Source organism: Pseudomonas sp. microsymbiont 2, assembly GCF_054788395.1.
Genome location: NZ_CM139112.1, coordinates 62,106 through 80,247 on the forward strand (window position 1 = coordinate 62,106; position 18,142 = coordinate 80,247).

Annotated in this window: 15 protein-coding genes; 9 read left to right on the forward strand and 6 right to left on the reverse strand. The window is 64.2% G+C overall.

What is annotated here, in order from left to right:
* Positions 1–31: 31 nt before the first annotated feature.
* The gene (pdxR, locus tag ACYUME_RS00310) at positions 32–1,570 is read right to left on the reverse strand and encodes a MocR-like pyridoxine biosynthesis transcription factor PdxR (protein WP_460417665.1); all 1,539 of its coding nucleotides are present in this window, start codon (positions 1,568–1,570) and stop codon (positions 32–34) included.
* Between the two features lie 90 nt (positions 1,571–1,660).
* Here pdxR and ACYUME_RS00315 point away from each other — a divergent pair, with 90 nt between their 5' ends.
* The 3 genes from ACYUME_RS00315 to ACYUME_RS00325 are packed head-to-tail and all read left to right on the forward strand — an operon-like array spanning position 1,661 to position 3,428.
* Entirely contained in the window at positions 1,661–2,290 is a 630-nt protein-coding gene (locus ACYUME_RS00315) for an FMN-binding negative transcriptional regulator (protein WP_279884442.1), read from the forward strand.
* A gap of 12 nt (positions 2,291–2,302) precedes the next feature.
* Positions 2,303–2,749: a GNAT family N-acetyltransferase gene (locus ACYUME_RS00320; protein ID WP_460417667.1), complete on the forward strand. Its 447-nt coding sequence runs from the start codon at positions 2,303–2,305 to the stop codon at positions 2,747–2,749.
* A 7-nt stretch (positions 2,750–2,756) separates the two neighbouring features.
* Positions 2,757–3,428 carry a GNAT family N-acetyltransferase gene (locus tag ACYUME_RS00325; protein ID WP_460417669.1) on the forward strand — a complete coding sequence of 224 codons (672 nt, stop codon included), beginning with the start codon at positions 2,757–2,759 and terminating at the stop codon, positions 3,426–3,428.
* Between the two features lie 116 nt (positions 3,429–3,544).
* Here ACYUME_RS00325 and oadA read toward each other — a convergent pair whose 3' ends face one another.
* Both oadA and ACYUME_RS00335 read right to left on the reverse strand, forming a co-directional pair.
* Complete coding sequence (gene oadA / locus ACYUME_RS00330; RefSeq protein ID WP_279884448.1) at positions 3,545–5,353, reverse strand: sodium-extruding oxaloacetate decarboxylase subunit alpha; 1,809 nt, start codon at positions 5,351–5,353, stop codon at positions 3,545–3,547.
* Positions 5,354–5,364: 11 nt separating this feature from the next.
* Positions 5,365–6,780, reverse strand: a complete 1,416-nt coding sequence (locus tag ACYUME_RS00335) for an acetyl-CoA carboxylase biotin carboxylase subunit (protein ID WP_279884450.1) — start codon at positions 6,778–6,780, stop codon at positions 5,365–5,367.
* 204 nt (positions 6,781–6,984) lie between these two features.
* Here ACYUME_RS00335 and ACYUME_RS00340 point away from each other — a divergent pair, with 204 nt between their 5' ends.
* Complete coding sequence (locus tag ACYUME_RS00340) at positions 6,985–7,932, forward strand: LysR family transcriptional regulator (protein ID WP_279884496.1); 948 nt, start codon at positions 6,985–6,987, stop codon at positions 7,930–7,932.
* Here ACYUME_RS00340 and ACYUME_RS00345 read toward each other — a convergent pair.
* Both ACYUME_RS00345 and hexR read right to left on the reverse strand, forming a co-directional pair.
* Positions 7,874–8,092, reverse strand: a complete 219-nt coding sequence (locus ACYUME_RS00345) for a PA3496 family putative envelope integrity protein (protein ID WP_460417672.1) — start codon at positions 8,090–8,092, stop codon at positions 7,874–7,876. The genes ACYUME_RS00340 and ACYUME_RS00345 overlap by 59 nt on opposite strands.
* 160 nt (positions 8,093–8,252) lie before the next feature.
* A complete protein-coding gene (gene hexR, locus ACYUME_RS00350; protein WP_023630201.1) occupies positions 8,253–9,119 on the reverse strand; it encodes a transcriptional regulator HexR in 867 nt (288 codons plus the stop codon).
* A gap of 103 nt (positions 9,120–9,222) precedes the next feature.
* On the opposite strand from hexR, the gene zwf reads away from it, so the two are divergent.
* Together zwf and ACYUME_RS00360 are read left to right on the forward strand one after the other, a co-directional pair.
* On the forward strand, positions 9,223–10,665 hold the full coding sequence (gene zwf, locus ACYUME_RS00355; protein ID WP_460417674.1) for a glucose-6-phosphate dehydrogenase: 1,443 nt from the start codon (positions 9,223–9,225) through the stop codon (positions 10,663–10,665).
* 93 nt (positions 10,666–10,758) lie between these two features.
* Complete coding sequence (locus tag ACYUME_RS00360) at positions 10,759–11,076, forward strand: hypothetical protein (protein ID WP_279884457.1); 318 nt, start codon at positions 10,759–10,761, stop codon at positions 11,074–11,076.
* Between the two features lie 21 nt (positions 11,077–11,097).
* Here ACYUME_RS00360 and ACYUME_RS00365 read toward each other — a convergent pair whose 3' ends face one another.
* Positions 11,098–13,974: an EAL domain-containing protein gene (locus ACYUME_RS00365; RefSeq protein WP_460417676.1), complete on the reverse strand. Its 2,877-nt coding sequence runs from the start codon at positions 13,972–13,974 to the stop codon at positions 11,098–11,100.
* Between the two features lie 239 nt (positions 13,975–14,213).
* Between ACYUME_RS00365 and uvrD the strand changes: the two genes are divergently transcribed.
* The 3 genes from uvrD (at position 14,214) to ACYUME_RS00380 (ending at position 17,999) form a co-directional block, all read left to right on the forward strand.
* Complete coding sequence (uvrD, locus tag ACYUME_RS00370; protein ID WP_460417678.1) at positions 14,214–16,397, forward strand: DNA helicase II; 2,184 nt, start codon at positions 14,214–14,216, stop codon at positions 16,395–16,397.
* Positions 16,398–16,629: 232 nt separating this feature from the next.
* A complete protein-coding gene (locus tag ACYUME_RS00375) occupies positions 16,630–17,478 on the forward strand; it encodes a Tim44 domain-containing protein (protein WP_279884463.1) in 849 nt (282 codons plus the stop codon).
* A 113-nt stretch (positions 17,479–17,591) separates the two neighbouring features.
* The gene (locus ACYUME_RS00380; RefSeq protein WP_279884465.1) at positions 17,592–17,999 is read left to right on the forward strand and encodes an SMI1/KNR4 family protein; all 408 of its coding nucleotides are present in this window, start codon (positions 17,592–17,594) and stop codon (positions 17,997–17,999) included.
* The last annotated feature ends 143 nt before the right edge of the window (positions 18,000–18,142 follow it).

Genomic DNA, 18,142 nt, shown 5'->3' on the forward strand with positions numbered 1-18,142 from the left:
GAGCGGCGGCGCAAACCCTGTGGGAGCGGGTTCACCCGCGAATAGGCCGCCAAGCCTTGCGCAGGCGCATCAACGCATCCGCGATCTGCGCCTCCGGCACCGCTGCAAATCCCAGCACCAGCCCTGCCCTTTTATCCACAGGCTCCTCGCTGTCCTCCAGCCAGTAGCTGCTCAGCGGATTGACTTCCACCCCCACCGCTTCAGCCCTGGCCACCAGTTCCTGCTCCCGCGCAAAGTTATCCACATCCACCTTCACGTGCAGCCCCGCCGCCACCACCGGCATGGCCCCCAGCCCCGGTACGTCCTGCGGCCAGCCGGCCTTGAGCACATTGCGCCGCGCCAGCGCCGCCCGGCGCATACGGCGGATATGGCGCTGGAAATGCCCCAGGGCCATGAACTGCGCCATGACGCACTGGGTGCCCACCTCGGAATGTCGCACCGCCAGCGCCCTGCCCTGGCTGAACGGCTGCACCAGGCGCCGGGGCAAAACCAGATAGCCCAGTCGCAACGCCGGGAAGGCGATCTTGCCGAAGGTGCCGACGTACAGCACTCGCTCGTGCCGGTCCAACGCGGCCAGCGGCGCCAGGGGCGCGCCGCTGTAGCGGTACTCGCCGTCATAGTCGTCCTCGACGATCCATCCATCGTGACCCTCGGCCCAGGCCAGCAACGACAGGCGCCGGTCCAGGCTCATGGTGACGCCGGTGGGGTACTGGTGGGCCGGTGTCACGTAGGCCATCCGGCAGCCGGGCATCCCGGCGAGCCTCGCGCAATTCATGCCCTCCTGGTCCACCGGCACACCGCACAACCTGGCGCCGGCCACCGCGAAGGCATGCCCGGCCGCACGATACCCCGGGTTTTCCACAGCCACACCATCGCCCGGCTGCAACAGCAACTGTGCACAAAGGCTGATTGCCTCCTGCGCGCCACTGGTGATCACAATTTGCTCAGCGGTGCAGGAGAGGCCCCGTGAACGGCGCAGGTAAGTGGCGATCAACTCGCGCAGTTGCGGCTCCCCCGCCGGGTCACCATAGCCGAGCCGCGCCGGGTCGGGGTTTCGCCAGAAACCCGCTTGCAGCTTGGCCCAGACGTCGAATGGGAACAGGTCGAATGCCGGCACGCCGACACGAAATGCCCTTGGCGGTCCGCTCCGGGGCATTGGCAAATGGTGATTTTTCAGACGATCCAACGGCTCGCTGGAAGGGCTTGAACTGGATAAATCCTCAGTATCAACAGCCTGAAATGTGGATAACCCTGTTGATAACCCACGGGATAACCCTGTGGATAGTTGTGTGGATAGTTTCGCCAGCCGACTCACATAAGTGCCATCTCCGACCCGGCTCTCAATAAAGCCTTCGGCATACAGCTGGTCATAGGCCCGCACCACGCTATTGCGCGACAGCGACAGCATCGCAGCCAGGTCCCTGGTTGCCGGCAGACGGGTACCGCTGCCCAGCCTTCCATCGAGCACCCGCGCCCTCAACGCCTGATACAGCTGCTGGCTGAGCCCTCGTCGGCGGTCAAGGACGATACCGGCCGGGTCGAAAGGCAACGCGTGGCTACGCTCGCTCATGGTATTGGACCTATGAAAACTGCGCTGAATGGACCTTATGCAGAACCAATAGCCTGCCTACGATGGAGTCATCGCACAAGGAACTCTGGCATGTACAACAGCAAACCCCATCAGGACCATGACCTCGGCAGCCTGCATCGACACATGCTGCACACTCGCCTGGCCATGCTCGTCAGCCACGGCGAACAAGGTTTGCTGGCAACCCATCTGCCAGTGCTGGTGGCGACCGACGAAGGTGAGTTCGGCACCCTGTATGGGCACCTGGCCCGAGCCAATCGTCAATGGCAGGACCTGGAGCAAGGCGCCGAAGCGCTGCTGGTGTTCCCCGGCGCCGACGCCTATGTCAGCCCCTCGTACTACCCCAGCAAGACCGACAACCCCAAGGTGGTGCCCACCTGGAACTACACCGCCGTGCATGCCTACGGCGCGGTCGAGGTGATCCATGAACCGGGGCCCTTGCTGGACATCGTCAGCCGCCTGACCGACCGCCATGAGCAAGGCCGTGCCGAGCCCTGGAAAGTGACGGACGCCCCCGGCGACTACCTGGACGGCATGCTCCGCGCCATCGTCGGCATCCGCCTGCCCATCACGCGCCTGCAAGGCGCGCGCAAGCTCAGCCAGAATCGCTCGGCCGAGGACATGGCCGGTGTGCGCGACGGCCTGGCCGCCAGTGCCGACCCTCAGGACAACCAACTCGCGGCGCACATGCGCCAGCTCTGAAGGAAAAGCCCCATGACCCACATCACCCTGCGCCCGGTTGGCGCCAGCGACCACGCCGCCTGGCTACCCTTGTGGCAGGCCTACCTGCGCTTCTACCAGACCGAACTGCCCGAACATGTCAGCCTCAGCACCTGGCAGCGTCTGCTCGACCCGAACGAGCCCACGCATTCAGCGCTGGCCTGGGTCGATGGCAAGGCGGTGGGGATGGTCAACTACATCTACCATCGTTCCAACTGGAGCATCGAGAACTCCTGTTACCTGCAAGACCTGTATGTCGACAGCGAGACACGCGGCCTGGGCATCGGCCGCCAACTGATCGAGCACGTGTATGCCACGGCCAAGGCCGCCGGCTGCATCAAGGTCCACTGGCTGACCCACGAGAGCAACGCTACCGCTATCGGCCTGTACGAGCAGGTCGCCGAGCGTCCGGGCTTCATCCAATTTCGCAAAGCTCTGTAGGCCGCCCATGACTGACGTATTGAACTGGAAACCCGCCGCCACGCCGAACGCAAAGCCCCTGGAGGGTCGCTTCGTGCGCCTGGAAAAGCTTGACCCGACGCGCCATGGCGACGATCTCTGGGACGTGCTCCAGGGTCCGGGCTCGGATCCGTTGCTGTGGGACTACCTCCCTTATGGCCCGTTCAGTGAACGCGCCAGCTTCGAGCGCTGGCTGGAAGGCAACGCCGCGAGCCGCGACCCGCTGTTCTACAGCGTGATCGACCGCGCCAGCGGCCAGGTCCAGGGCATCCTCAGCTACATGTCGATCGTTCCCGAGCAGGGCCGCTTCGAAATCGGGCATATCGCCTTCGGTGCCGCCATGCAGCGCACGCCGAAAGGCACCGAGGCGGTCTACCTGCTGGGCAAGCTGGGCTTCGAGTTGGGCAATCGCCGCCTTGAGTGGAAATGCAATGACGCCAATGCCCGCTCCAAGCGCGCGGCCGAGCGGTTCGGCTTCGTCTTCGAGGGCGTGTTCCGCAACCATATGGTGGTCAAGGATCGCAATCGGGATACGGCGTGGTACTCGATCACCGATGCCGAGTGGCCGGCGGTGGCAACAGGGTTCGAGCGCTGGTTGAGCGTGGATAACCAGCAACCTGAAGGTCAGGTGAGGACGCTGGAGGCCTGTCGCCAGGGCTGACCTCATCGCGGGGCAAGCCCGCTCCCACAATGACCCGCGATAGGGTCCTGAAACCAGACAAAAAAAGGGGAGCATCCGCTCCCCAGAGGTTAACTGCTTGTAGATGAAGGCTTCTGTCAGCCTTCGATCTCGATCAGGATCTCGCCAGGCGTCACCCGGTCGCCCTTGGCCACGTGAATGGCCACGACCTTGCCGGCGATGGCCGCCTGGACTTCGGTCTCCATCTTCATCGCTTCGGTGATCAGCACCGCCTGGCCGGCCTTGACCACATCGCCTTCCTTGACCAGCACATCGACGATATTGCCCGGCATGCTGGTGCTGACATGCCCCGGCTCGCTGGCCTGCTTGCGCTTGCTGCCGCCACCGCCGACGAAGTCGTTGAGCGGCTCGAACACCACTTCCTCCGGCATGCCGTCGATGGACAGGTAGAAGTGGCGCTTGCCCTCGGCCTTGACGCCCACGCCGGTAATGTCGACGCGATAGGTCTCGCCATGCACATCGATGACGAACTCGGTCGGCACACCCTCACCGCCCACCGAGCCCACCGCACCGGCTTCCGGAATCGGCAGCAGGGCTTCGGGCTTGAGGGTACCGGCCTCGCGCTCCTCGAGGAACTTGCGGCCAATGTCGGGGAACATGGCGAAGGTCAGCACGTCTTCCTCGGAATGCGCGAGGCCGCCGATATCGGCGCGCAGCTTGGCCATCTCCGGCTTGAGCAGGTCGGCCGGGCGCACGTCGATCACTTCCTCGCTGCCGATCGCCTGGCGGCGCAGCTGCTCGTTGACCACGCCCGGGGCCTTGCCGTAACCGCCCTGCAGGTACAGCTTCACCTCGTTGGTGATGGTCTTGTAGCGCTCACCGGCCAGCACGTTGAAGAACGCCTGGGTGCCGACGATCTGCGAGGTTGGGGTCACCAGCGGCGGGAAGCCGAGGTCTTCGCGAACACGCGGGATCTCTGCCAGCACTTCGTTCATGCGGCTGAGCGCGCCCTGCTCCTTGAGCTGGTTGGCCAGGTTGGAAATCATCCCGCCCGGCACCTGGTTGACCTGCACGCGGGTGTCCACGGCGGTGAACTCGCTCTCGAACTGGTGGTACTTCTTGCGCACGGCGTAGAAGTACAGGCCGATCTCCTGCAGCAGCTCCAGGTCCAACCCGGTGTCGAACTCGCTGCCCTTGAGCGCGGCGACCATCGACTCGGTGCCCGGGTGGCTGGTGCCCCAGGCGAAGCTGGAGATCGCGGTGTCGATATGGTCGGCGCCGTTCTCCACCGCCTTGAGCTGGCACATGGCAGCCAGGCCGGCGGTGTCGTGGGAGTGGATGAACACCGGCAGCGACTGCTCGGCTTTGAGCGCCTTGACCAGCTCGCCGGTGGCGAACGGAGTCAGCAGGCCGGCCATGTCCTTGATCGCCACCGAGTCGCAGCCCATGGCTTCCATCTGCTTGGCCTGCTGCACGAAGGCGTCGATGGTGTGCACCGGGCTGGTGGTGTAGGCGATGGTGCCCTGGGCGTGCTTGCCGGCAGCCTTCACCGCCTCGATGGCCACGCGCAGGTTACGCACGTCGTTCATGGCGTCAAAGATGCGGAACACGTCGATGCCGTTGACCGCGGCCTTGGCGACGAAGGCCTTGACCACGTCGTCGCTGTAGTGGCGGTAGCCCAGCAGGTTCTGGCCGCGCAGGAGCATCTGCAGGCGCGTGTTCGGCAGCGCGGCGCGCAGCTTGCGCAGGCGCTCCCACGGGTCTTCCTTGAGGAAGCGCACGCAGGCGTCGAAGGTGGCGCCACCCCAGACTTCCAGCGACCAATAGCCGACCTTGTCGAGCTTGTCGCAGATCGGCAGCATGTCTTCGGTGCGCATGCGGGTGGCCAGCAGGGACTGGTGGGCGTCGCGCAGGATCGTGTCGGTGACAAAGATTTTCTTGGACATTGTTCGGTTCCTCACAGGCCTGCGTGCGCGGCGATGGCGGCGGCGATGGCCAGGGCCAGCTCTTCGGGTTTGCGCTTGATCGAGTAGTTGGTCAGTTCAGGGTGGCTTTCGACGAAGCTGGTGTTGAACTGGCCGCTGCGGAATTCCGGATTGCGCAGGATTTCCTGGTAGTACGCGGCGGTGGTCTTCACCCCCTGCACACGCATGTCGTCCAGGGCCCGCAGTCCACGGTCCATGGCTTCTTCCCAGGTCAGCGCCCAGACCACCAGTTTCAGGCACATGGAGTCGTAGAACGGCGGGATGGTGTAGCCGGTGTAGATCGCCGTGTCGGTGCGCACGCCGGGGCCGCCGGGGGCGTAGTAGCGGGTGATCTTGCCGAAACTGGGCAGGAAGTTGTTCTTCGGATCTTCGGCGTTGATGCGGAACTGCAACGCGAAGCCACGGTGCTGGATGTCTTCCTGCTTGATCGACAGCGGCAGGCCGGAAGCGATGCGAATCTGCTCGCGGACGATGTCGATGCCGGTGATTTCCTCGGTGATGGTGTGTTCCACCTGCACCCGGGTGTTCATTTCCATGAAGTACACCTCGCCATCGGCGAGCAGGAACTCCACGGTGCCGGCGTTTTCGTAGTTCACCGCCTTGGCCGCGCGCACCGCCAGGTCGCCGATATAGGCGCGCTGCTCGGGGGTCAGCTGCGGGCTCGGGGCGATCTCGATCAGCTTCTGGTTGCGGCGCTGGATCGAGCAGTCGCGCTCGAACAGGTGCACCACGTTGCCGAAGCTGTCACCAAGGATCTGCGCCTCGATGTGCTTGGGGTTGACGATGCACTTTTCCAGGAACACTTCCGCCGAGCCGAAAGCCTTGGTGGCCTCGGAGATGACACGGGGGAAGTTCTGCTCCAGCTCTTCGCGGCTGTTGCAGCGGCGGATGCCACGCCCACCGCCACCGGAGGTGGCCTTGAGCATCACCGGGTAACCGATGCGGTCGCCTTCGCGCAGGGCCTCATGGATATCGGCGACGTTGCCTTCGGTGCCGGGCGTAACCGGGACACCGGCCGCGATCATGGTACGGCGTGCCTCGGTCTTGTCGCCCATGCGCCGAATGACGTCGGCGGCCGGGCCGATGAACTTGATCCCGCGTTCGGCGCAGATCTCTGCCAGTTCGGCGTTTTCCGACAGGAAACCATAGCCTGGATGCAGGGCATCGCAGCCGGTCTCGACAGCAAGGTTCACCAGCTTGCGCGGGTTCAGGTAGCCGGCCAGGGGCTCGGCACCGATGCTGTAGGCCTCGTCGGCGCGCTTGACGTGCAGGGCGTGACGGTCGGCGTCGGCATAGATCGCGACGGAGCGAATGCCCATTTCGGCGCAGGCGCGCACGATCCGAACTGCGATTTCACCCCGGTTGGCGATCAGGATTTTTGTTATCACTGGAGTCTTCCCAAAGCCGTAGGAACAGACGATCCGGTTCTACCGGTCGGCGCGTGACCAGACGTCGCTGGCCAGTCGCATATTCACCCTAGCGCCGAAGGTGGATAAACAAAAATCAATATTTGTTAGGGGTAGTATTAGCAAAAGCTTATAGTTAGGTAACAAGGTTTTGCCGGAGCCCTGAAGAAAATGCGTAAGTCCTTGATGCGTATGACTTTGCGCCAACTGCAAGTGTTCAACGAAGTGTGTGACCTGCGCTCCTACAGCCGGGCGGCCGAGGAGATGGCGCTGACGCAACCCGCCGTTAGTCTACAGATCCGCCAGCTCGAGGAGCTGGTCGGCCAGCCGCTGTTCGAGTACGTCGGCAAGAAGCTCTACCTGACCGAGGCGGCAGAAGCGCTGCAACGCGCCAGCCGCGATATCTTCGGGCGCTTGGAGAACCTCGACATGCAGCTGTCGGACCTGCAGGGCTCATTGCAGGGGCAGTTGAAACTGGCGATCGAGTCCAGTGCCAAGTACTTCGTGCCACACCTGTTCGCCGCCTTCAAGCAGCGCCACCCGGAGGTCAACCTCACCCTGACGGTGGTCAACCGAGCCCAGGCGATCCGGCGCCTGTCGGACAACCGCGACGACCTGACCATCATGTCCATGGTGCCCCAGGACATGGGCCTGGAGTTCCTGCCGTTCCTCAACAACCCGATCGTTGCCGTGGCGCCGCCGGATCATCCGTTGTGCAAGCTCGAACAGCTGCGCCTGCAGGACCTCGAGCCTCATGCCCTGCTGGTCCGCGAGCAAGGGTCGGGCACGCGCAAGGCCTGCGAGGAGTTCTTCAAGGACAAGCGCGTGCATTTCACCCAGACCCTCGAGGTAGCCTCCACCGATGCCCAGCGCGAGTGCGTGGTGGCCGGCCTGGGCATCGCCCTGCTGACCCGCCACGCGGTCAACCTGGAGCTGGCCACCGGCGTGCTCAGGGAACTGCCGGTGGAGGAGTTGCCGCTATACCGCAGCTGGTGCCTGGTGCAGTCCAAGAACAAGCGCCAGTCGCCGGTCGCCTTGGCGTTCCAGGCGTTCATCCGTGGCGAACGTGCGCAGATCAGCGGGCTTGTGCAGCGTTTTTCGGGGAAGTTGCCGCCGATACCTGCCACACCGTGATGTCCTGCAGCTCGGGGTAATCGGCCAGCTCGCGCAGCAGCTGGCGTTGGTCGCAGTAGCTTTCGATCGCGCGGCGAAACTCCATGCGGCGCTGGTCCTTTTCCTGCTGCTTGCGAGCCTTGGCGTTGGGTTGGTACACACCTGCGTGATCATGTGCCATTGCCTGTCTCCCAGATAGGATGCGGGAGTTTCAGACTGGCCTTGGCGGTTTACGGTTTGGCGGTGGAATGGTGACGAAATGATGAAATCTGCGTGGGAGCGGGCTTGCCCCGCGATTGCAATCGCGGGGCAAGCCCGCTCCCACGGAACCTCTGCATTGCTCAGTCGTCGGTGGCCTTGATCGACTTGGGCGACAAACGCAGGCTGCGCAAGCTGCGCTTCACGCTCTTGAGGTGGTTGACCAGGCTCGGTCCGCGGGCCATGGCCACGCCCATGGCCAGCACGTCGATCACTACCAGGTGAGCGATACGCGAGGTCAGCGGGGTGTAGATCTCGGTGTCTTCATGCACATCGATGGCCAGGTTGACCGTCGACAGTTCCGCCAGCGGCGTCTGGCTCGGGCACAGGGTGATCAGGTTGGCCCCGCTCTCGCGCACCAGGTTGGCGGTGATCAGCAGGTCCTTGGAGCGCCCCGACTGCGAGATGCACACCGCCACATCGCCCGGCTTCAGGGTAACTGCCGACATGGCCTGCATGTGCGGGTCGGAGTAGGCGGCGGCGCTGAGCAGCAGGCGGAAGAACTTGTGCTGGGCATCGGCCGCGACCGCGCCGGATGCGCCAAAGCCATAGAACTCCACACGCTGCGCCTGGGCCATGGCCGTCACCGCCTGCTGCAAGGCCTGGGGATCGAGGTGCTCGCGCACTTCCATCAACGTATGCAGGGTGGTGTCGAAGATCTTCAGGCTGTAGTCGGCGACCGAGTCGTCTTCATGGATGGCGAACTGGCCGAAGCTGGCCCCAGCGGCCAGGCTCTGCGCCAGTTTGAGCTTGAGATCCTGGAACCCCGAGCAACCGATCGCCCGGCAGAAACGCACGATGGTCGGCTCGCTGATCCCCACGCTGTGCGCCAGGTCGGCCATCGAGCTGTGCATGACGGCAGCCGGATCGAGCAGCACATGGTCGGCCACTTTGAGTTCCGATTTGCGCAGCAGGTGGCGCGATTGGTCGATATGTTGCAACAGATTCACGGGCTGGACTCGGTTATGATCGGCGTGCCGGGATGTAGCTTTCTTGTAGTTATACTACATGCTTGCCAACCCGCCCAGCTAAACGAACGTGGAGAGTGGTGGCTTGACGATTCCTTGCGACATCCTGGTCTTCGGCGGCACGGGCGACCTGGCCCTGCACAAACTGCTCCCGGCGCTCTACCACCTGTATCGCGAGGACCGCCTGCACAACGCCGTGCGCATCATCGCCCTGGCCCGGCGCAACCTGCCGCGCATCGACTACCTCAAGCTCGCCGAGCGCCACTGCCGGGCGCAGATCGCCCGTCAGGACTTCGACGAGGACGTGTGGCAGCGTTTTTCCGCGCGCTTGGACTACTTCCCCATGGACGCCGCGCAAAGCGCCGACTTCGGCCGCCTGGCCCGCTACCTGGGCGAGCCCGGCGGGCTGACGCGCATCTACTATCTGGCCACCGCGCCCAAGCTGTTCGTGCCCATCGCCAACCACCTGCGCATCGCCGGCCTGGCAGACAGCGAGGCACGCATCGTGCTGGAAAAGCCCATCGGCCACTCGCTGGAATCGGCCCACGCGATCAACGAAGCGATCGGCGCGGTGTTCGACGAGTCCCAGGTCTTTCGCATCGACCACTACCTGGGCAAGGAAACCGTGCAGAACCTCATGGCCCTGCGCTTCGCCAACGCCCTGCTGGAGCCGGCATGGCGCAACGGCCAGGTCGACCATGTGCAGATCAGCGTCTGCGAAACCCTCGGCGTGGAGAATCGCGGCGCCTACTACGATCGCGCCGGCGCCACCCGCGACATGTTGCAGAACCACCTGCTGCAGTTGCTGTGCCTGGTGGCCATGGAGCCCCCGGCACAGTTCGAGGCCGAGGCGGTGCGCGACGAGAAGGTGAAGATCCTCCGCGCGCTCAAGCCCATCACCGGCCAGGACGTGCAGGACAAAACCGTGCGCGGCCAATACGGCGCCGGCAGGATCGGCGGTCAGGAAGTGCCGGCCTACTACTTCGAGAAGGACGTGGACAACGACAGCGACACCGAGACCTTCGTCGCGGTGCAGGCGCACATCGACAACTGGCGCTGGGCCGGGGTGCCCTTCTACCTACGCACCGGCAAGCGCATGGCGCGGCGCTCGTCGCAGATCGTCATCCAGTTCAAGCCGGTGCCCCATGAGCTGTTCAGCGGCGGCCAGGTCAACCAACTGCTGATCCAGCTGCAGCCGGACGAGCACATCAGCCTGCGCATGATGACCAAAAGCCCGGGCAAGGGCATGCGCCTGGCACCGGTCGAGCTGGACCTGAACCTGGCCCAGGCTTTCGCCCAGACACGCCGCTGGGATGCCTACGAACGGCTGCTACTGGATGTGCTCGAGGGCGACTCGACGCTGTTCATGCGCCGTGACGAGGTCGAGGCGGCCTGGGCCTGGATCGACCCGATCCTGCAGGGCTGGGAAGAACACTTCCAGGCCCCGCGCCCCTATCCGGCCGGCAGCAACGGCCCGGAGCAGGCCAGCAGTCTGTTGGCGCGCCAGGGAAGACACTGGCACAGCTGAACATTTTCCTGCTGATTCAGGCATGGCATAGCGAACGAAAATTGGATCCACAGCGACGCATTCCGCGCCGCTCTGAACACAAGGATTCAAAACATGATCATCGAAACCAAAGGTTGGATTGCCCAGAACGACAAGATGCCGGGCGACCCAGGCTTCCGTGTCTACGGCACCGTGGTCACCCCTCACCCAGGCTTCGAAGTGACCCTGAAACCACGCGCCATCCAGGACAAGTCCCACGCCCTGGCGCTGGACCTGGAATCGAAGGCGCTGGCCGGCATCTTCCTGCAAGCCCTGGACCGCAAGTCGGTGAGCTTCGAAATGCCAGGCGACCACAGCCACATTCCGAAAGTGGATATCTTCCACGACGACCAGCTGATCGCCAGCATCACCGATATCATCGAAACCCACTGATCGCCGCAAGACGCCCCATGATCACTGCATAAGGTGCATCATGGGTCGTTCCAGCAAGGCCCGGAACGCAACCGCGTCTACCGGTCGGCTGATCAGGTAACCCTGGACTTCATCGCAGCCATGCTCACGCAGGAATGCCAGCTGCTCCAGGGTTTCCACCCCCTCGGCCACGACTTTCAACTGCAGGCTCTTGGCCATGGCGATGATCGCCCGGGTTATCGCGGCGTCCTGGCTGCCCTCGAGCAGGCCGCGGATGAACGCCTGGTCGATCTTCACGTAATCGACCGGGAAACGCTTCAGATAGCTCAGCGACGAGTACCCGGTGCCAAAATCGTCGATGGCCAGTTTTACCCCCAGTTCGTGTAACTGCTGGAACGTGGCGATGATGTGCTCGACGCTGTCCAGCAACTGGCTCTCGGTCAGTTCCAGCTCCAGCAGCTGAGGCGCCAGCCCCGACTCCTGCAGCACCTGGCGAACCAGGCTGACCAGCTTGCCCTGGCGCAATTGATACACCGACAGGTTGACCGACACGCGTATCTGCACCCCCTGCCTCAACCATTCGCACGCCTGCCAGCAAGCCTGGCGCAGGACAAATTCGCCCATCGGCGCGATCAGCCCGGTCTCTTCCGCCAGGCCGATGAACTCGCTGGGCGGCACCATGCCCCACTGTGGATGCTGCCAGCGCACCAGGGCCTCGGCCGCCTGCAACCGGCCCGTGCGCAGGCACAACTTGGGCTGGTAATAGACCAGCAACTGGCCGTCGTCGATGGCCTTGCGCAGCTGGTTTTCCAGCTGCAGGCGCTCGAGGGTGCTGGCGCGCAGGCTTTCGGTGTAGAACTGGAAGTTGTCCCCTCCCAGATGCTTGGCGTGCTGCTTGGCCATGTCGGCCTGACTGACCAGCGCATTGAGATCGAAGGTGGCGTCAGACAGCACGCTGATGCCCACCGAAGCGCTGATCACCACCTCGTGCCCGCCGACCCGCTGCGGCACCCGTAGCTTGTCCAGCAGGCGCGTGGTCACCCGCACCAGGCTGGACAGGTTGCTGTAGCCGTCGAACAGCACGGCGAATTCGTCACCCGACAGCCGCGCCACGGTGTCGGCCTCCGGCACCGCATTGGCCAGGCGCTGGGCCATTTTCTTGAGCAATTGGTCGGCCAGTTCGTGGCCCAGGCTCTCGTTGAGCTGCTTGAAGCGATCCAGGTCCACATGCAGCAACGCCAGGCTGCGCCCGTTCAGGCGTACGCGCTGCGTGGCCTCGTGCAGGCGCAGGCGGAACAGCGCGCGGTTGGCCAACCCGGTCAGGTCGTCGTAATGAGCCAGATAGCGCAGACGTTCCTCCGACTCGCGGCGAGCCGACAGATCGCTGAAGAAGCCGACGATATTGACGATTCTGCCCCGTGCATCGCTCACGCTGTTCAGCTGTAGCCATTGTGGATACAGCTCGCCGTTCTTGCGCGCCTCCACCAGCTCACCCTGCCAGCGACCCTGCTGCTCCAGCGCCTGTTCGATGGCCTGACTGTGACGTCGCGCGTCGCGACTGCAGGGCAGCTCGAGGGCATTGCGAGCGATCAGTTCGGCACGACCGTACCCCGTGACGTCGCAGAACGCCTGATTGACCGCCAGCAACTGGAAGTCGGCGTCAAGGATGGCGATACCCTCGCTGGCGGCCTCGAACACCGTGGCGGCCAGGCGCTGCTGCTCCTCCTGCTCCTTCTGCGCGGTGATGTCTCGGCGGGTACCGAGCATGCGCACGACCTTGCCATCGGCATCGGTCTCCACCGCCCGACCACGGTCCTCGATCCAGCACCAGTGGCCCTGGGCATGACGTACGCGGTATTCGACACGATAGTCCTCGGTCTGCCCTTTCAGGTGCTCGACCAGCGTGCGCCGTACCAGAGACAGGTCATCCGGGTGCAGCAGCGGCTTGAGATCGGCCCGCACGGAGCGAACCTGTTCGGCGTCGATGCCGAACAGCGCGTGCAACTGGGTATGGTGGACCTCGTCGGTGAGCAGGTTCCAGTCCCATAACCCCAGTTCACTGGCATCGAGCGCCAAGGCCAGGCGTTGCTCGCTCTTGCTCAAGGCCTGGTTCGCCAGGTCCAGTTCGTGGCTGCGCTGGGCTACACGTTGCTCGAGGCCGGCATGGGCCTGGCGCAGTTCATCCTCGGCCCGACGGCGCTGACGCACCTCGGCGCTGAGCTGGTGGTTGAGGTCTTCGGCATGCTGCTGGGCACTCTGCAGGTGCTCGATCAGCGCCTGGTTCTGGAAGCGCCGCAACAGGCCACGCTCGATCAGGCGGTTGACCTGCCAGGCGACCACCATCAACGCCCCCAGGAGGATCAGGCCCAGCCAGCCCCACCCGCGCTGCTGCCCGGCATCGTAGAAGAACAGAAAGGCGATCGGCGGCAGCAGGCAGGGCAAGGCGAAACTGAGAAACGCCGTCAGGCTGACCGCATAGGCGACGCTGGCCGACAGCGCCGCCGCGCCGAGCAGGCCGAAAACCCATGCCTGCTGCACGAAGTCGTCAACCGGCGCCAGCGCGATCGCCGCGCAGGCCAGCGTGAAGCCACTGAACGCCGAGCCCAGCAGGAACATTCGTCGCCATGCCGGCCTGGCCTGTCGGACTGGCGTGGCCGCCTCGAATGCCGCCACCTGGATCACTCGCAGGGCCACAAGCGCCAGCAACCAGGCCATCCATACGCCAACCAGCAGATAGCGCGCAGGGCTCCACAGCAGCCATGCGCAGAGCAGGCCGTTGAGCAACATGAACAGGGTGGGCAGCAGAGAGCCCTGGTACAGCAGACGGGTGCGCTCGATCGAAAGCTGCGTGGCGAATTGCCTGCGAACGCTCCGTGATGTCTGCGGCGATGTGCCGATCGCCGTGAAATCCTGGGTCATATGGCTGGATTCTTATGGAGTTCTTGTTATGGCTGACCGCAAATGTGCAGGGAGCATACACAAGCGTCGCGTCGGACCAAACTGCTCCAGGTCAGGAATTCGAAAATGTCTCGTGCGTCGCAGTGCGACTGCTCAACCACGCCGCCTGGCCAATCTCACCGACGAATGGTCACAAGCGTCTTCGGCGATTTGCGACGCGCGCGTTTGCCCCTGCCTGCGCACAGCCATAGAATGCGCGGATGCACAATGACGACCTCTCTCTCCTGCTGAACTCCCTCAACGACGCCCAGCGCCAGGCCGTGGCGGCCTCGGTGGGGCGCCAACTGGTGCTGGCCGGCGCCGGCTCGGGCAAGACCCGCGTGCTGGTGCACCGTATCGCCTGGCTGATCCAGGTCGAACAGGCCTCGCCGCATTCGATCCTGTCGGTGACGTTCACCAACAAGGCCGCGGCGGAAATGCGCCAGCGTATCGAGCAACTGCTGGGCATCAACCCGGCCGGCATGTGGGTGGGCACCTTCCACGGCCTGGCCCACCGCCTGTTGCGCGCCCACTGGCAGGAAGCGGGGCTGGCGCAGAACTTCCAGATCCTCGACAGCGACGACCAGCAGCGCCTGATCAAGCGGGTGATCCGCGAGATGGGCCTGGACGAGCAGAAATGGCCCGCGCGCCAGGTCCAGTGGTTCATCAACGGCCAGAAGGACGAAGGTCTGCGCCCACGGCACATCCAGGCCAGCGGCGACCTGTTCCTGGCCACCATGCGCGACATCTACCTGGCCTACGAACAGGCCTGCGACCGCGCCGGGGTCATCGACTTCTCCGAACTGCTGCTGCGCGCCCTGGACCTGTGGCGCGACCACCCGGACCTGCTCAAGCACTATCAGCGCCGCTTCCGCCACATTCTGGTGGACGAGTTCCAGGACACCAACGCCGTGCAGTACGCCTGGCTGCGCCTGCTGGCCAGCGGTGGCGACAGCCTGATGGCGGTGGGTGACGATGACCAGTCGATCTACGGCTGGCGTGGCGCCAAGATCGAGAACATTCACCAGTACACCGCCGACTTCCCGGATGCCGAACTGATCCGCCTGGAGCAGAACTACCGCTCCACCGGTGGCATCCTCAAGGCCGCCAACGCCCTGATCGCCAACAACAGTGGACGCCTGGGCAAGGAGCTGTGGACCGACATGGGCGAAGGCGAGCCGCTGACGCTCTATGCCGCGTACAACGAACATGACGAAGCGCGGTACGTGGTCGAGACCATCGAAAGCCTGGTCAAGCAGGGCAACGCGCGCAGCGAGATCGCCATCCTGTACCGCTCCAACGCCCAGTCGCGGGTGCTGGAAGAGGCCCTGCTGCGTGAACGCATTCCCTATCGCATCTATGGCGGCCAGCGCTTCTTCGAACGCGCCGAGATCAAGAACGCCATGGCCTACCTGCGTCTGCTCGAAGGCCGTGGCAACGACGCGGCCCTGGAGCGGGTGATCAACGTGCCACCACGGGGCATCGGCGAGAAGACCGTCGAGACCATCCGCGAACACGCCCGTCACAGCCAGCTGTCCATGTGGGATGCCATGTGCCAGCTGTTGGCCGCCAAGGCCCTCAAGGGCCGCGCCGCCAGCGCCCTGGGCGCGTTCATCGAGCTGCTCGAGAATCTCGCCGCCAAGGTGCTGGACATGCCGCTGCACCTGATGACCCAGACCGTCATCGAGCAGTCCGGGCTGATCATCTATCACCAGGAAGAAAAAGGCGAAAAGGGCCAGGCCCGGGTAGAAAACCTCGAGGAACTGGTCAGCGCCGCGCGCAACTTCGAAGCCAGCGACGAAGATGCCGACCTCTCGCCATTGTCGGCGTTCCTCGGCCACGCCTCGCTGGAGGCCGGCGACACCCAGGCCGATGAGCATGAGGACAGCATCCAGCTGATGACCCTGCACAGTGCCAAGGGCCTGGAGTTCCCGTACGTGTTCCTGGTGGGCATGGAAGAAGGCCTGTTCCCGCACAAGATGAGCCTGGAAGAACCCGGTCGCCTGGAAGAGGAGCGCCGTCTGGCCTACGTGGGCATCACCCGCGCCATGCGCCAGCTGGTCATGACCTACGCCGAGACCCGCCGCCTGTATGGCAGCGAAACCTATAACAAGGTGTCGCGCTTCGTACGGGAGATTCCAGCCGGGCTGGTACAGGAAGTGCGCCTGTCGAACACCGTCAGCCGCCCGTTCGGCGGCGCGAAGGCGCCGGCAAGCAGCCTGTTCGCCAACGCCAGCATCCCGCAGACCGCCTTCAGCCTTGGCCAGCGAGTGCAGCATGCGGTATTTGGCGAAGGCGTGATCCTCAACTTCGAGGGCTCCGGTGCCCAGGCGCGGGTGCAGGTGAACTTCTCCGAGGGCAGCAAGTGGCTGATGCTGGGCTACGCCAAGCTGGAAGCTATCTGACTGCCGCTCCCACAGGCCTCGCGGATCCTGTGGGAGCGGGTTTACCCGCGAACACGGGCGAAGCCCGTGCCAGGCACCGCGTCACCTTCTTCGCGGGTAAACCCGCTCCCACACGACCCTGGCCGTCCTTACGAGCAGGCAAAAGCTCGAAACATCTTGTCGCTGGCTATGTCCTACAGTTCATGTGCAACATGACGCGCGTGCAATCCACACAAACGGGAACCCCCAACTTATGCAACGTTTTCTTAGCATCGCTCTGGCGCTCTGCGTCGGCCTGACGCTGAGCCTCGACGCCAACGCCAAGCGCTTCGGTGGTGGCAAGAGCTCGGGCTCCGCGCCAATCCACCAGACTCGCCAGGCAACCCCGACCACGCCTGCCGCCGCCCCGACCGCTCCAGGCCGCGCGCCTGCCGCCGCCAGCGGTGCTTCGCGCTGGCTGGGCCCATTGGCCGGCCTCGCCGCCGGTGGCCTGCTGGCTTCCATGTTCATGGGCGACGGCTTCCAGGGCATGCAGATCCTCGACTTCCTGATCATGGGCCTGATCGCCTTCCTGGTCTTCCGCTTCATCGCCGCGCGCCGCCGCCAGCAGCAACCGCAACACGCTGCCGCCGGCCACGCCCCGTACCAGCGCGAAGCCCAGCCACAGGCAGCCCCACAGTCGATCTTCGGTGGCTCCGCCGCGCCGGTCGCCTCGCCTGTGATCAACGCTCCGGCCTGGTTCAACGAAGCCAGCTTCCTGGCCGCCGCCCGTTCGCACTTCCAGTCGCTGCAGCAGCACTGGGACGCCAACGAGATGGACAAGATCGCCGAGTTCGTCACCCCGCAGATGCTCGAGTTCCTCAAGCGCGAGCGTGCAGAGCTGGGCGAAGGCTTCCAGTCGACCTACATCGATGACCTCGATGTGCAGCTGGACGGTGTCGACGATCGCGCCGACCAGACCGACGCCACCCTGACCTTCCGTGGCGTCTCGAAGACCTCGCGCTTCGACCAGGGCGAAGCCTTCAGCGAAAGCTGGCACATGGTGCGTGCCCACGGCGAGAACCAGCCTTGGCTGGTTGCCGGTATCCGTCAAAACGGTTAACCACCGCACGTTGCACAAAAAACCCCGGGCCTGTCCCGGGGTTTTTGCTTTTGCCAGAGCGGCCTACTAGGGTATAACGCGCAGCGTTGTCATAAGGTCAGAGGATGTGAACCGTGGAAGAAGTGATCGAACAACTCCGTGAAGCCAACGAGCCGGTGCCGGTGCCGCTGGAACTGCCGGACGAGGATCAGCTGGTCGAGATCGAGGAAGAGCTGTTCATCAACATCCCGTTCGTGTTCAAGGAATACCTGCTGACCGTCAGTGATGTGGTGTACGGCAGCCTGGAGCCGGTGACCGTCACCGACTCGCAATCCCATACCTACCTGCCGGAAGTGGCGGCCAATGCATGGGACGCAGGCGTTCCACGCGACCTGATCCCGATCTGCCAGGACGGCGACGATTATTACTGCGTCGAGGAAGACGGCACTGTCGTGCTCTGGTCCGGCGAGGAAGAGATTGTCACCGAGGAAAGCTGGGAGTCGGTCTGGCACTGGGCGAGGGATGTCTGGCTGGAAAGCTGAACGCGAAATGCCCGCACAAATTGGTGGCCTATAGCCATCAATCACTCGTAGAATCGCCAGGCTTTCTGCGCCTGGCGACATTGCTACCGCTCCATCCCCTCGGACGACGATGAAGCCTCGCGCAGAAGGCTTCGCGCTCAGCG

Bases quoted from the DNA above. Each gene is read 5' to 3' on its own strand.
- pdxR (WP_460417665.1), bottom strand. From the start codon at position 1,570: ATGAGCGAGCGTAGCCACGCGTTGCCTTTCGACCCGGCCGGTATCGTC.
- ACYUME_RS00315 (WP_279884442.1), top strand. From the start codon at position 1,661: ATGTACAACAGCAAACCCCATCAGGACCATGACCTCGGCAGCCTGCAT.
- ACYUME_RS00320 (WP_460417667.1), top strand. From the start codon at position 2,303: ATGACCCACATCACCCTGCGCCCGGTTGGCGCCAGCGACCACGCCGCC.
- ACYUME_RS00325 (WP_460417669.1), top strand. From the start codon at position 2,757: ATGACTGACGTATTGAACTGGAAACCCGCCGCCACGCCGAACGCAAAG.
- oadA (WP_279884448.1), bottom strand. From the start codon at position 5,353: ATGTCCAAGAAAATCTTTGTCACCGACACGATCCTGCGCGACGCCCAC.
- ACYUME_RS00340 (WP_279884496.1), top strand. From the start codon at position 6,985: ATGCGTATGACTTTGCGCCAACTGCAAGTGTTCAACGAAGTGTGTGAC.
- ACYUME_RS00345 (WP_460417672.1), bottom strand. From the start codon at position 8,092: ATGGCACATGATCACGCAGGTGTGTACCAACCCAACGCCAAGGCTCGC.
- ACYUME_RS00360 (WP_279884457.1), top strand. From the start codon at position 10,759: ATGATCATCGAAACCAAAGGTTGGATTGCCCAGAACGACAAGATGCCG.
- ACYUME_RS00365 (WP_460417676.1), bottom strand. From the start codon at position 13,974: ATGACCCAGGATTTCACGGCGATCGGCACATCGCCGCAGACATCACGG.
- uvrD (WP_460417678.1), top strand. From the start codon at position 14,214: ATGCACAATGACGACCTCTCTCTCCTGCTGAACTCCCTCAACGACGCC.
- ACYUME_RS00375 (WP_279884463.1), top strand. From the start codon at position 16,630: ATGCAACGTTTTCTTAGCATCGCTCTGGCGCTCTGCGTCGGCCTGACG.